Source organism: Trichodesmium erythraeum IMS101, from assembly GCF_000014265.1.
GTDB classification, from domain to species: Bacteria; Cyanobacteriota; Cyanobacteriia; order Cyanobacteriales; family Microcoleaceae; genus Trichodesmium; species Trichodesmium erythraeum.
Genome location: NC_008312.1, coordinates 2,843,080 through 2,857,629 on the forward strand (window position 1 = coordinate 2,843,080; position 14,550 = coordinate 2,857,629).

Below are 14,550 nucleotides of genomic sequence, written 5' to 3' on the forward strand. Positions count from 1 at the left end.
ACAGCAAGTTGTTGAGGCTGTAACCCCCAATTTTTCGGTAAATCTTCTTTGGTTGTTTCCTATGCTACTTTCCTTCCTCCCAATTTCCTGCTGTCTATCGAAATAACTCTACCCCATCTCTTCCATCAATAGCTTGCATATAAACCTTCACCTGTTCTTCCTTAGAAGTGGGTAATTTTTTACCTGTAAAATCTGGATGAATAGGCAACTCTCGATGACCCCTATCCACTAAAACAACTAATCTAATTACCTCTGGGCGACCATACTCAACAACTGCATTCAAAGCAGCTCGAACTGTTCGACCTTTATAAATCACATCATCAACTAACACCACAATCTTACCAGTAATATCCACAGGAATTTCTGTTTTTGCCGGGGTTCGCATTCCCACTTGGTCCAAATCATCTCGATAAAAGGTAATATCTAATGCTCCCACAGGTACTTTAACTTGTTCTAGTAATTCAATTTGATTTCCTAAAACTTTTGCTAGTGGCACTCCTCTAGTATGAATACCTAATAACAGCAATTGAGATAAATCTCCTGACTTTTCAATTACTTGGGAAGCCAGACGAGTAACACTACGCCGTAACTCTTTTGCCGATAAAATTTCTACTGTCTTGCTCATTTATTCACCAAAAAAAATTGGTCTGAAACGTCCCCCATAAGTGGGCGACTTTGTAAATTTGTTTTTATTCTATGAGTATTTTATCGTATTTTTAGTTTAAATAAAAATAAGGACAATAGTAAAATTTTCTATCATCATTTATTAATGCCATTAGCCTTTATATTGTATAACAACTGGACATTAATATAGTTTTAAAGAGTATTTTCTTATTTTTCATAGCATTAATCATCATTTCTTCAATTAGCCTGGTCTTGGCTATTGTCTAATCAGCCTTTCAGTAAAAATTATCAGACATTCAGCTAATAAACTAGATAGTAAAAGTTCTGGGAATAACTCTTGCGAGCTTTGACTTATAACAATGTTCTCAGTCATAAATTAACTCAACTTGAACTGTAGGTGCTGTAAGCATTTTCCAGTAATACTTTGATTCTTTATTAGCACAAAGCTACCAGATTTTGGACAAAGTAAAAAATGCTATAGAACTATGAGGTCAGCTTTTTAGGTTACAGAACTGTTAAAGGAAATCCTTAAATAGTCCGTATTGGAGCTATATTTTGGATCAAACTGATATATTTTTTAGATGATATTTCTCTCGAATAATCTCATAAACAACGGTAACTAAATATTTGATAAATCGAACAGTTTAATTCCTATTAGTTTCCTAGATTTTCTTAGAGAGAAATATGCTGAAATAACCCTACCCTTCAGAGAGAGTAGGGCAAATGGTTATGATTGACACAAAATACATTGCGTTTATTTTTGCTCTACATCTGCTGAACAGTATATTTTGAGCCAAGGAGCTATAAATCAAATAATATCCTTCTTCCCTGCAAGTCTTTAGCCTGAGTATTCAGAAAAACTTTGCTCCTACTAACAAAGATTCATTTTACTAAAACTTTTTCTGAGTTGGAGTCAGAAATAATAGCAGAGAAAAGCCACAATTCCTTGAGCTGCTTGATTGAATCTACTTATTTTCCCCCCTCAAAAAGAGATGGGGATTTCTCATGATAAATATGACAATATTTAGTCTTAACTTAAAATCATGTTATTGCCATTTCCTCTTCTAACTCCTCTTCTTCAACATCCACATTCCCATCTACTTGACGCAAATGAATATGTTTACGTCCTAAGGAAATTTCAAACTCATCTCCTGGTTGTAAATCCATTTGTTTAGTATAAGCTGCACCAATTAGTAAATTACCATTAGATTGTACGCTAATCCTATAACTAGCAGAACGTCCCCCGCGCCCATTACCATTTTGTTTCCCATCTAATTTAATACCTTCAGCATCAATCAAAGCATTCAAAAATTTCATCATGTTAACTCGTTCAACACCATTTTTTGTAACGGTGTAGTAGCCACATGCCCTAGCTTTATCTTCCTTAGTTTTATTACCTAAGTCTTTTACTTTTGTAAGTAAATCTTCCCCTTGTAAGGGATCAGGATTTTTCTTTTTTGACATGTTTTCATTCCTATATAACTTTACTACATTTATCAACTTTTGTCTTGGCTTTTTTTAATTCCAATAAACAATAGCTTGATGTTTGCTTGTAAAACTATATTACACTAATTATCCAAATATTTCATTTATTCAATTAAATTTTTAATATAAAAATCTAAGAATAGTGATTGATTAAATTCAGCAATCATCTATATAGTATGTAATATAAGCGTTGAGAGATTAACTATCAACTATTAACCTATTTAGTTGAGTGGCCATTTGATATAGTTACAACTATAAATTACTCTAGCTCCTTTGAATTAAGGTAGTATACAATGAAGTTAACTACTCGTGGACATTATAGTGTTAAGGCACTTTTAGATTTAAGCTTACAACAAAGTAATACACCAGTATCTGTCAAAGAAATAGCAGTACGTCAAAACATACCTGTAGCCTATCTTGAAAAGTTACTAATAGAGATGCGTCGTGGAGGTTTAGTTGTATCATTTCGTGGGGCTCAAGGTGGATATCAACTAGCTAAATTACCAGCTCAAATATCTTTAGGAGAAATACTAGAATCTGTTGGTGAAACAATTGAACCTTTGTTTAAATATACTCCTAATGCTAGCCATGCAGAAGACTGGGTTACTTATTGTATCTGGCATCGGATCCATAAAAAACTTTCTGAAGCTCTTTACAATATTTCCCTAGAAGATTTATACTACGATGTTCGTAGTTGGCAAACTGTAGTAGGAGAAGAAACAAATTTTGTGGTTTAGTTTTTGATAGTTTAAGTCTAAAGTTGTAAAAGTTAATCAGTGGTTAAATGATTAGCAAGAATTATTCACTCAAATAAATTTACAATTATTGAATTACTGTGACTTATAACTATACTTTCATTGTTATTTTTATAGCTGCTTGTCTAGATTATTTGATTGGCGATCCTTGGAGTTGGCCACATCCTGTAAAAGTTATGGGATGGATAATTACTCATTACACTCAAATGATTTTTCAACTCAGTAAAAATTATAGAGAGAACTTCCCTAGCTTTGTACTGAGATTTGCTGGTATTTTACTAACAATCACTCTTGTTTTCGGTAGTGGAGTTATCAGTTGGTTAATTGTTCAAGCTTTACGAATAAATTTTGTCCAATTTCCTTTATTAACTGTAATATTAGAAAGCATTCTATTAGCTAGCTGTTTTGCTGGTAAAAGTTTAAATACTGCAGCTAAAGACGTACTTAAACCTGCCCTAGGTGGTAATTTAATTCAAGCACGCCAAAATTTAAGTTTATATGTAGGTAGAGATACAGAAAATTTATCAATTTCAGAAATATTTCGCGCAGTTTTGGAAACAGTCACAGAAAATGCTACAGATGGGGTAATAGCACCATTATTTTATGCTTTAGTAGGAGCAATAATACCTGATGTAGGCAGTATACCTTTGGCCTTTGCGTACAAAGCTGCCAGTACATTAGACTCAATGGTAGGCTACAAAGAAGCACCTTATACTCATATAGGATGGTTTAGTGCCAAACTAGAAGATATTTTAACCTGGTTACCTTGTCGCTTAAATGTATTGACTATAGCGTTCCTCTCTGGCAAACCTCTATATGTTTGCAAAATATGTCAAAGGGATGCAGTCAAAGACCCAAGTCCTAATGCTGGTTGGAGTGAATGTGCCTATGCTGCAACATTGGGAGTACAAATGGGTGGTGCCAACTCTTACAAGGGGACGGTTAAATATAAACCACTATTGGGAGAAGCGACTCATCCAATTACAGCAGAAACTATTGATCGGGCATTACAGTTAACTCGTTACTGTTTTTTAATCTGGTTAGGATTATTTTTTATAATACTAGGCATTTAGGGTATGAACATTGGTAAATTCTGTTTGCCTAGCATTTGAGCACCAAAAACTAAGTAATTTTAGTTATTATCAGTACTGATCCCTGAAGTCAAGCCTTAAAATACATATCGCGAACATTTTTTTCCTCCTTAAAATAGGCAGGAGACCTAGTTTTTTGCTCACAAATTACTTTTGCAGCAGATGAGGGAACTACCGGATCTATAGGGTAAATGCTGAAAATGTACCTTACCAGCAACACCAAACTGCTGTAATATAGAATCTGATGGCCTTGCTATATCAAAGTATGAAAATCAAAATTGAACAATCTAAACTATTTGTTATTCAATAGTTTAGCAATTACCAAAAATACTAATCATACCCACACTAGAGCAACCCTAATCCAATTGATTATATAATCAATACAAGGGTTACACATAACTAACATATCTACAATATCTAGTAGGGGGTTTCCCGCCGGAAAACCCCTAGATATAGTCTATGATTTGATATGCCTAGCTTAGTTATCATAAGTTTATAATTCTATAATTACTTCAACTTTCCCTACTCTCCTACTCCCAATATCCCAAAAATTTCAACTAGGAAACTGTGATAGAACCCAGTAACCTTTCCACAACTGTTTTCGTCTGTCTTCCTCCTACGGTTATTAAACGATGGGAAAGTACATAAGGAACAAGAAACTTGACATCATCAGGAATAGCATAATTTCTTCCGGATAGAAAACCTAAAGCTTGAGTTGCTTGATGTAAAGTAACTGTTCCACGAGGACTAACACCTAGTGTAATTTCTTCATCTTCCCTTGTTGCTCTAACCAGTTTGAGAATATACTTTTTCAAAGACTCATCTACTTTGACTAAGCTGCATAAACGACGTAACTCCTGTACTTCCTCCAAAGTAATGCAAGCTTTTAGTGTCTTAACTCCTGAACCTTCAGAAATTCTTTGTAGCATCTGAAGCTCTTCCGACTCTGTAGGATAGCCTAATGTTAGAGATAAAGTAAAACGATCCATTTGTGCTTCTGGCAATGGAAATGTTCCCTGATACTCAATTGGGTTCTGAGTTGCAATTACAAAAAATGGGTTAGGAACAGAACGCGACACCCCATCTATGGTAACCTGTTTTTCCTCCATTACTTCCAAAAGAGCAGACTGAGTACGAGGTGTTGCACGATTAATTTCATCCGTCAATAGGACGTTTGCAAAGACCGGGCCGGGTAGAAATTCAAATTCTCCACTGCGAGGATTCCAAATATTAGTACCAGTAATATCAGTGGGTAGTAAGTCAGGAGTACATTGAATTCGCTGAAACTTTCCAGCGATCGAATAAGCTAAAGATTTTGCTAGTAAGGTTTTACCTACACCGGGAACATCTTCTAGAAGAACATGACCCCCTGAAAGTAGAGCTACTAATACTAACTTGATGCCATCTTCTTTGCCCACAATAGCTTGACTCAGATTTTCTTTTAGCTTTTCAATACTTTCTATCATAAAATTATTAATGTAGTCATTTCAAATAAGAATAAAATACTTTTTCACCTAAAACCTTTTCAGAGTAAGAAAGCTTTCTTTCAATCTTAACTGAAATAACTATAGTTTCCATGAATCAAGATTAACCATGAAACGTCCCTACTAAATTATAGGAGGAAGCTTTGCGAGCTTCAGTAAAAATGTTTTATAGTACTAACAAACTTTGTGCGATCGCTATGCAGAACACAAAAACCATGAATCAAATTGTGATTACCTAAGAATATAAAAGGAATAGGATTAATTCCCATCCCTTAAATTAAATCTGATTTTACTTACATAATTTCTCAAAATAATTGGGTATTGCCACTCCACCTTGAATGGCAAAATATTTCTGGAGGGTTGCTCACTCCTATATCATTACAAAAACAACTTCTGACTTCTGACTTTGTTATTGGTCACTAGAGAAGCTCTATCTTCTACCACCACTACCTCGTTCTTCTCGTGGCCTGGCCTTATTAACTTTGAGAATACGTCCCATTAATTCAGAACCATCCAGTCCCTCAATTGCTGCTGTCTCTTCATCTTCACTCTCCATTTCTACAAAAGCAAAGCCCCGGGGGCGACCAGTTTCACGATCATTAGGGACTTGAACTCGCTTAACATTACCATATTTAGCAAAGGCAGTCTTTAGATCCTCATCTGTTGCATCATAGGAAAGGTTTCCAACGTAAACCGACATGATTGACCTCCAAAATAGGAATTTAATATAGAGAGATTTCGGAAGGCCAGTAATGCCAGATGAAATATCATCAAAAAGCTCATCACTGAAAGCAAAAACTGCAACCTATACCTATTCTCAAACTAGATTTTATCATAGATAGTTTGGCTTCAAAATTATATAAGTAATAGCAATTCTTATCTCTGAATGAGATACAAAATTCTTTTGTAGCACGGGAGTAGGGACTAGAATAGAACAAAAACAATCGTACCTCAGTAATTGGAGAAATACTATAAAACTTTCATCTAATTGAAAACTAACAATAAAGTTTTTGATATTCTAGTTATATAAAATCTTTACTAAATTTTCAATGACATCTAAAAATTAAAATTAGGAGTGCTATATTTTATATTTTGTAAGTTTGGTATAATTATCAGTATCATGCTATAGAAATAATTAATTTAAAAATAAGTATTAAGGAACTTGTTGAGCAACTAAATATTATTATTTGAATAAGGTCAAGTATTGAAATCAGTCTACAGCTAGTGGTTCTTAGTATTCATACTCATAAAGTCATCGTAAAAAATAGGTAATAAATAATTCTTTTTTCCCCTATTCCCTGCCTTCTTTGTGATATTTCCTGATATATTCAATCTCTTATACCAAAGAGAAAAAAATAATACACAGTCCATGGTGCATCTTAATTATAGTTGCTTAAAAAGAGCGTATCTAATTCATAAAAAAGTAGTTATTTTTATCCATATACCCCTTATTTTTCAAGACTTACTTTCCTATTGGGTCTTTCTTCTGACTTAGGGATGTTTTATAAAACATCCCTACCTTATGTAATAAAGATTCTAATCTGCTTGGTATTATATAGTTTGATTTTTAAGTATACTTCTAGCAATTCTACAATCTTCATATATTTGAGCTTTCAGTAAATCTAGAGAAGCGAATTTTTGTTCAGGTCGCAAAAACTCTATCAAATTTACAGTTAAAGTTTGACCATATAAATCTTGAGACATATCTAATAGGTGAACTTCAACAGTTGGATCTAAACTATTTAATGTAGGGCGGCAACCAACGTTCATTACTCCTAAATAGGGGCTCTCAGCATGAAGTATTTCTTGAGGTTGTTTTTGTCGAGAAAGATAGACTTCCACAGCATAAACCCCAAAACGAGGCAAGAATTTTTGTGCTGCTAGCTGAAGATTTGCTGTAGGAAATCCTAAAGTTCTACCTAGTTGTTGTCCATGCACCACTTCACCAATTAAACTGTAAGGACGACCTAATAAACGATTTGATTTATCTAGATCTCCTTTTTCTAAAGCTTGACGAATTATAGAACTACTAATACGCTCTCCATTTTCACTATGATATAGAGGTACAGTTGTTACATCTATATCATAGTAACCAGCGATCGCCTGCAAATCTTTGGCCTTTCCTGCTCTTTTTTGTCCAAAACAAAAATCACACCCCACGCTTATTTGATGTACTTGTAAGCCTTTTACTAAAATTTCTTCTACAAATTTATTAGGAGTTAGATCGGCCAAATTTCGATCAAATGGCAATAATACTACTTGTTCAACTCCGATATGTTTAAATATTGCCAATTTTTCTTCTAGTGGAGCTAACAATTTTTTTGGTTTTCCACTAAAAAACTCTTGTGGATGAGGATTAAAAGTAACAACAGTGGAATAAATTTTTTGCCTTAGGTAATCATCATTTTTTCCCAATTCATTTTCAAAATGCCATGATGATAATTTTGAATCTTGATGCCATAATTTAAGCTTTGTATCTTCATCTACTTCTGTAGTTCTTGTCAATTCTGATGGACAAACAGAAAGTAACTTTGATCTACCCTTTAAGTTTAAAATTGGTTCTATTACTTGCCTATGTCCTTGATGTAAACCATCAAAGTTTCCTAAGGCAACTGCTGTTGGAGTTAGAGCTGTAGCTAAAGAAGAAGTTATCCACACACTTTATATTTGTATTAATTTACTCACCTTTTACCAGATCTAATCTGATTTTTTATAAGTTTTTTGTTAGTTTACTTACAAAATTTCAATTAAGCAGAAATTTTAAGTTCTTTTACAACGGTCTTTACTTCTAAGTTTTCTTCCTGATCATTATCCGGAGGAATTAATTGAATTGACAGACCTTCCCTTGCCATCAAACTATTAGGAAATTTTTCTGCTACTTTCTCCCCTACATTATCTAAAAAATCATCATTGTGCAAGGGGTCATGGTGAAAAATAACCAATTTTTTGACTTGAGCTGTTTTAGCAATTTTTATAGCTTCCTGCCAAGTGGAGTGGCCCCAACCTATTTTACTAGACTTTTTCGAGTAATATTCTTCATCTGTATAGGTTGCATCGTAGATTAAAACATCTGCATGACGAGCCAAAAATAAAACATTTTCATCCAAGCGATCTGGAAAATGTTCTGTGTCAGAAACATAAGCAGCGGAATAACCTTGCCAATTTACACGATATCCCACGGCTTCTCCTGGATGATTAAGTAAAGCATTTTCTATAAGTACATCATCAATTTTGATTGACCTACCTGTTTCCAGATCAAAAAATTTTAGTTCAGCACCCATAATTTGCAGAGGGACCGGAAAATTAGGGTTAAGCATTTGGTCATTAAGTCTTTGTTGAATAGTAGCTCCATTAGGAGCTACTGGTCCATATATGTGGAAACGATTATTTTTAACAAAGGCAGGTGCAAAAAAAGGAAAACCTTGAATATGATCCCAGTGTGTATGAGTAAATAACATATGGGCATCTACTGGCATGTGAGATATAAGGGACTGACCTAAAACTCGTAGGCCAGTACCACCATCAAAGATGAGGCGATGTCCACCAACTCGCATTTCTAAACAAGGTGTGTTTCCTCCATATCTTACCGTTTCTGTACCAGGGCAGGCAATACTGCCTCTGACGCCCCAAAATATAATTGTGAATTGATTTTGTTTAAGCAACATGAATTTTATGCCAGAATTTATTCCGTTAAACCATAGATGAGTCAAGTTTTTTTTACTCAAATTAAAATGGCTTTGCTTTGGGAATAAATATATAGATTCCTATCATATTATAATTGTAATCTATAATTTACTATCATTGACATACTCTACGACCTAAAAGTGTTGCTATTCGTAGGTTTCCATAGTTCCTGGGCTAGTTGAAGTTTGATAAGGGTGGACATCTTAGGTAACTCTCAATAATTGTCATCTTTTTTTTATTGATTTTTATGATGTGGAATAGTTTAGGTTCACAATGGGAATATTAATATTAGTTGGAAAGGAAAATAACCTAGAAATAATTATAAAAATATTCTGTCAACAACACTATTTCTCATAACATTAAATCAAATTCAACATGATTTATTAATAATAATAAATCCAAAAAGCTATAATTAAGTGATATAATAATTATTTAAGTTTTTATACAGGCTTAGTTGTAAGTTTAACGTGCTAAAATAACTTTTTATTTATCTTTACAAGAATACTTTATACATATATATTTCTGAATCAACCCCATAGAATTTCCCAATCTGTTAGTGGATCATATGGAGTTTCTTAGCAAGCTGCAAGAGGTAACAACAATAGTCAACTAATAAACCAAAGTGTTCATTTGACTGAGCAGCAGAAAACTCTTGCAGAAGCAGCGACAGAAATTCAAAGGCTTCTTAAGCAGCTAGAAGTTAGCGATCCTAATGCTACTGAAGTTGAGATAGTAGCTTATGTTAATGATGAGACGACTCCCAGTCTTAAACGTCGAGCTGTTGCTGCCTTGAAATCTGGTAGTGAGGCTGCAATTGAAGAGTTTTTGGACAATCCTTATATTAATGTGGGGAAAGCTATTGTTAAAAGTTGGATTAAACCTGAATAAATTTCTCAAGCAGCACTTTACAGGACAACTTATTAAAGTTTTTAATTTAAGAGCTGATTTTTAAACTTATGAAACTCCAAAAAAGGAGGATTTCAAATACATCTAAACGAAAATTCGACTGAATATGGTAAAAGCTTTTTCGTTTAAAGAAATTAAGTATCTCTAGATTGAGTAAATAAATTAGCTCCAAAGTTTTTTTTCGTAATTTCTACTCAGTTAAACAAGTATTGTATTTATGAGCACAGACCCGAACAAGGACCCAACTATTGAGGACCCATGGGGAAAAGATTCTGGAACTGAAAATGGTCTAGATAATCTAGGTAAGAGTGGTCAAGAGCAAGGCAAAAACCCAGAGGAGCTATCTGATCAAAACCCAACAGAATCTGATGATGGACTTAGAATAGAACAAAACGTTAAAGATAATCAAGGGGCTGTTTTCCAATAAACTGCATCAGGCAATAATAACACTCAAGAACAGAGCCAAAATTAGCAAGCTGCTGTGAGCAAAAATGCAGGAAGGGAAACTAGAACAACTCAACAAACTACAGATGGTAATAACAACAACCAAAACTATGTTGAAATTTTTGTTCAAAATCAATATTCCCAATATAAGGATGAAAAAAAAGATGGCTTTAGCCAGAATTAATCCAATGTAAACCAAGAAGTAATTGATCCAATAAAACCTTTACCTCCAAAGTCAAAAAGTCTTCCTGATGTCGGAATTGATGATTTATCTGATTATTCCCAGAAATTACAAGAAGACTATTTGGTTGTTGTTACTTGTTCAGATAATAAAACTGCATATTCAGTTGCCTATAGTTTGACTGAGAAAATTTCAGTCTCAAACAAGAGGTTGTTTACAGGAGGGCTAGGAGCTTCTAAAAAATTAGATTACGCAATAAATATAGATAACATTGTTATTAATTCAGCTATTGGAAAAGAGTCAAGCTTGATTCTTGTAGACAGCTATGAAGCACAAACTTTTTTAGATTCTCTGGCTGTAGAATTTTCTACGGCAGAGCAGATCAAACAACAGTTAAGAAATAGTCAAAGATTTTGCATCTGTATAGCTCAATCAAAAGTATTAAAAAGTACACTAGAAAGGAAACAGATTAAATCTCTGTCATTCCCGCACTTGGAAGTTCCGTTTGTAGAGTCAAAAGCTACAAATGAAAATATAGACCAACAGATAGGTATCTATGAAAAAGAAGATGGTGCTGCACTACATGAGAAAGTAGACGTTCTACGCAAGACTGTACTATATGTAGCAAGATTCTTTCAAGGTTTAAGTATCAGTGATTTTGAGCGCATTGTTTGTTTTTTACTAGGAGAACAAACAACTCTAATTGAGGAGAAAAATAAAGTTGAAACTCCTGTGAATTCTGACTCAACAGTTTCATTAACAATTAGAGATATTATCATGCCTAAAGTTTACGTTTTAGAGAATGTGATTAAAAGAATTAGTGAAAATGAAGCTTCTCAAATAAAAAAACAAATAGAAAAATCAGATACCAAAAAGTTGGTGATTATTGATGAAAAAACTCAGACATTTTTTTAGATAGAATTACTTGAACGAGAGACTCCGTTAAATATTCAAGCGAAGAAGTTAATTAAGGCGCAAGAGCAGATAACTCAAGATCAAAAGCTGCGTCTAGTTGAAACAAGTATATCTTTAGATGAAATTGAAACTGTTTAAAAAGAACTTGAGCTACTCCGTGGACACCTTCAGGATCTAAGTAGTCAGTCTGGCAATGAGAAACGCAAAAATAAATATAGACAACAAGAAAAAGAATTAAAGCAGAAATTATCGGAACTTTTACAAACTAATAAAGAGAAAGCTCATAAGCTTACATCCCAACAATATTCTTTATTAGCTCCTAGCGTAAATGATGATGATGATGATGATTTTGATGCTTTAGTTAATAAAGTAGAACTTGAACTACAAGCAAGTGAAAATACACAGAAAAAATTAACTCGCGACCAAGCTTCGCCTAGTGTTGATAATGATAATTAAGTAATTGATATTTAGAGGAGTGTAGTCAATGAAACAAATTTTAAGTAGATATAAAATTGCTAGTTCCTCTCCACAGAATCTAACTAAAAACCCTTTATTTTGGCTTAACAGTCAGATAGATTTCATTTTTGTATTATTATTAGCAATATTAATTTTAATTGCCTTTTTTAGATATACATATTCTCAGGGTTCAACTATATCAAATGTTTTCAATTTCTTGATCCACTGTTTAGGTATTTGGGGGGTTGTTGTTACTGCTATAGCTATAGCTACAGTAGAAATAAATAGAGCGATCGCGAATGAAACTAAAGAACAAGGTGAAGATGGTCTCCGAAAAAAAAGAAAAGTAGACCTAAGCAAATTAGAAGAAAATTATTTGCCAGCAAATATAACTGAACCTACTTTAGCTATGACTCGCCTTTTTCGTCATGTTTGCAATGAAGCTAAAAACTTGAGGTTTGAGTCAAGTATTAATATTGTTGAGCCATATCGTGATGAATCTCTTGACAGTCTTTTTACAATAACAAATATTCAGAAAATTGCCCTAAGAGCAGGAATTTTCGGAACATTTATAGGTTTACTCGAAGCAATAATTCAACTCAGTCAAATTGGTTCTGAAGTAACTCCCATAGAAGCTATAAAAAACCTTTCAGGAGCTTTATTTATATCATTTAGCACGACAATAGCAGGGTTAGAAGTTGCAATATTACTTGGATTTTTACTGATGATATTGCGTAAACGTCAAGAGAAATATTTTCGAGACATGGAAAGTTCTGTTGAAGTTATTCTCTTGCTAGCTCGAAATGCTGATAATGACGATCAATCAAGAATTTTAGGGGAATTAGCAAAAGTTGAAAGCGTTGTAGAGCAGCTAGGAAAAAGGTTTTACGAAAATACTCAAGAGATTCAACGTAGTATTAGTGCTGTTCTAGAAAGAATTGGAGAACAAACCAATGAGATACAAAAAGGTATGGAACAAATTAAGCAAACTAAAGTAGATTTTGATAGATTTATTAATGAAATAAGTGAAGTTCAAAATAACTTTATTGAGGAAGTAAAAGAAATTTACAGTGAACTTTCTCTAAAAAGTTTTAGAGATGACATAAAAAACGGAATAGTATTTGCCGGGCAAACAATTTCTAGTAAACTTGATGAGACAGAAAATAGTATTCAACAACAGACAGAACACATTGATGCAGGTATTAATACTTTGTCAGAAACCAATGCCAAATTTGCAGATTTTTTACGACAACTTGACTCGTCTCAAGTCAACTTTATGAGAAATATAGAAAACTCTCAATATACATTTTCCATGTTAGAAGCCAATGCTAAACTACGAACTACAATTAATCAAGCAATTCAGCGTATGGAAGAAATTACATATACGATGAGGACAGTCAATAAATCTTTGAATAAACCACTCCTACAAAGAATTAAAAACATATTTAATTAGATAATAAATTAACCATAAATTAGAATTTTATTTGAGGATGAAAAAACTTTGGAATTTTGTTAGTAATGAAGAAGATCCTTTCGGTCCAGGAGTCGATTTAATTGTTTCCTTACTTGCTATACTATTAGTAATGTTGGTGATTACTGCTGGAGCTTATCAAGATATTAATACTAAATATCAGGAATCAGTAATATCTTTAGAATCTTCAGAAAATAGAGTTAAGCAATTAACAAAATCACTAGATTTTGAAAAAGAAAAGAGTTCAGAATTATATAAAAAACTAACTGCTGAAACTTCTGCTAGAATTCCACAATTTCCTCCTAATATTGTTATTACTGCTGCAGAAGGATATGATTTTCCTTCAGGTAGTGCCGAGCTAACTGATGCTTTAAATAAATATATTCGTAATAAACTTCTTAAAAATATTGAGGAAAATATTCAAAAATATGACGTTAATACCGTAGTTGTAATTGGTCATACAGATGGACAACCTGTTGCAGATCCTGTCAGTAACCTTGACGGCTTAGTTGAAGAGGTTGCTAGTGGAAGTAAATCTATAAAAGAATTACAAGAAGGGTCTAATATAGATTTAGGAATTATGAGAGCATTAGCAGTCGTTAGAAAACTTCAAGACATTCAAAAGTCAGAGGGAAGACTTAAAGGTATTGACCCGTTGAAGGGTTTTCGCGCATATTCTTCGGGTCCATTAACCTTAAAAAATGGAGAATTTGCTCAACCTAATGAAAACCCTGATCAACAGAGGCGACGTATTGAGATTCGTTTTACTAATTCGGAGTAACAAGCAAGCTATAATTTATACTAACCATGAGCAATATTTTTTACTTTTTATTGAGTAGCAGACTCACCCGTAACCCTTTCGTTGGATAGGAAGTAGGGCAGAGAAATAAACATAAGAATAATTAACAGGTTTTTAGCTTTTTATTATCAAAAATACTTAGAGATAGAGGCAATAAATTCAATAATATTTCAAGTCATATCAATTATGAAAAAAGAATGTAAAAAATAATTCAAATAACTACAAGTAATTAAAGCTTGTTGATTAAATATCAAA

The 14,550-nt window shown here is 33.3% G+C and carries 14 protein-coding genes; 8 read left to right on the forward strand and 6 right to left on the reverse strand.

Going from position 1 to position 14,550, the window contains the following annotated elements; all coding sequences use genetic code 11:
* Positions 1-94: 94 nt before the first annotated feature.
* Together pyrR and TERY_RS08725 are read right to left on the reverse strand one after the other, a co-directional pair.
* Positions 95-625: a bifunctional pyr operon transcriptional regulator/uracil phosphoribosyltransferase PyrR gene (gene pyrR / locus TERY_RS08720; protein ID WP_011611487.1), complete on the reverse strand. Its 531-nt coding sequence runs from the start codon at positions 623-625 to the stop codon at positions 95-97.
* A 1,040-nt stretch (positions 626-1,665) separates the two neighbouring features.
* Positions 1,666-2,088: an AbrB-like transcriptional regulator gene (locus TERY_RS08725; RefSeq protein WP_011611488.1), complete on the reverse strand. Its 423-nt coding sequence runs from the start codon at positions 2,086-2,088 to the stop codon at positions 1,666-1,668.
* A gap of 314 nt (positions 2,089-2,402) precedes the next feature.
* Between TERY_RS08725 and TERY_RS08730 the strand changes: the two genes are divergently transcribed.
* Complete coding sequence (locus TERY_RS08730; protein ID WP_011611489.1) at positions 2,403-2,846, forward strand: Rrf2 family transcriptional regulator; 444 nt, start codon at positions 2,403-2,405, stop codon at positions 2,844-2,846.
* Between the two features lie 98 nt (positions 2,847-2,944).
* Positions 2,945-3,937: an adenosylcobinamide-phosphate synthase CbiB gene (gene cbiB, locus TERY_RS08735; RefSeq protein ID WP_011611490.1), complete on the forward strand. Its 993-nt coding sequence runs from the start codon at positions 2,945-2,947 to the stop codon at positions 3,935-3,937.
* A 575-nt stretch (positions 3,938-4,512) separates the two neighbouring features.
* Here the strand turns inward: cbiB and TERY_RS08740 are convergent.
* The 4 genes from TERY_RS08740 to TERY_RS08755 all read right to left on the reverse strand — a co-directional run bounded on the left by TERY_RS08740 (position 4,513) and on the right by TERY_RS08755 (position 9,104).
* Positions 4,513-5,421: an AAA family ATPase gene (locus tag TERY_RS08740; RefSeq protein ID WP_011611491.1), complete on the reverse strand. Its 909-nt coding sequence runs from the start codon at positions 5,419-5,421 to the stop codon at positions 4,513-4,515.
* Between the two features lie 448 nt (positions 5,422-5,869).
* Positions 5,870-6,139: an RNA-binding protein gene (locus TERY_RS08745; protein WP_011611492.1), complete on the reverse strand. Its 270-nt coding sequence runs from the start codon at positions 6,137-6,139 to the stop codon at positions 5,870-5,872.
* A gap of 851 nt (positions 6,140-6,990) precedes the next feature.
* Positions 6,991-8,097 (reverse strand): bifunctional riboflavin kinase/FAD synthetase, encoded by a 1,107-nt coding sequence (locus TERY_RS08750; protein WP_011611493.1) that lies wholly within the window; start codon positions 8,095-8,097, stop codon positions 6,991-6,993.
* A gap of 89 nt (positions 8,098-8,186) precedes the next feature.
* Positions 8,187-9,104, reverse strand: a complete 918-nt coding sequence (locus TERY_RS08755) for an MBL fold metallo-hydrolase (RefSeq protein ID WP_011611494.1) — start codon at positions 9,102-9,104, stop codon at positions 8,187-8,189.
* 649 nt (positions 9,105-9,753) lie between these two features.
* Between TERY_RS08755 and TERY_RS08760 the strand changes: the two genes are divergently transcribed.
* The 6 genes from TERY_RS08760 (at position 9,754) to TERY_RS08780 (ending at position 14,277) form a co-directional block, all read left to right on the forward strand.
* Positions 9,754-10,011, forward strand: a complete 258-nt coding sequence (locus tag TERY_RS08760; protein ID WP_011611495.1) for an ALF repeat-containing protein — start codon at positions 9,754-9,756, stop codon at positions 10,009-10,011.
* A gap of 235 nt (positions 10,012-10,246) precedes the next feature.
* Entirely contained in the window at positions 10,247-10,456 is a 210-nt protein-coding gene (locus TERY_RS08765; RefSeq protein ID WP_044136604.1) for a hypothetical protein, read from the forward strand.
* A 54-nt stretch (positions 10,457-10,510) separates the two neighbouring features.
* The gene (locus TERY_RS32750; RefSeq protein ID WP_155994371.1) at positions 10,511-10,657 is read left to right on the forward strand and encodes a hypothetical protein; all 147 of its coding nucleotides are present in this window, start codon (positions 10,511-10,513) and stop codon (positions 10,655-10,657) included.
* Positions 10,658-10,777: 120 nt separating this feature from the next.
* Positions 10,778-11,569 carry a hypothetical protein gene (locus tag TERY_RS08770; protein ID WP_011611496.1) on the forward strand — a complete coding sequence of 264 codons (792 nt, stop codon included), beginning with the start codon at positions 10,778-10,780 and terminating at the stop codon, positions 11,567-11,569.
* Between the two features lie 484 nt (positions 11,570-12,053).
* Positions 12,054-13,478, forward strand: a complete 1,425-nt coding sequence (locus tag TERY_RS08775) for a MotA/TolQ/ExbB proton channel family protein (protein WP_011611497.1) — start codon at positions 12,054-12,056, stop codon at positions 13,476-13,478.
* Positions 13,479-13,515: 37 nt separating this feature from the next.
* Entirely contained in the window at positions 13,516-14,277 is a 762-nt protein-coding gene (locus TERY_RS08780) for a hypothetical protein (RefSeq protein WP_011611498.1), read from the forward strand.
* Positions 14,278-14,550 lie beyond the last annotated feature (273 nt).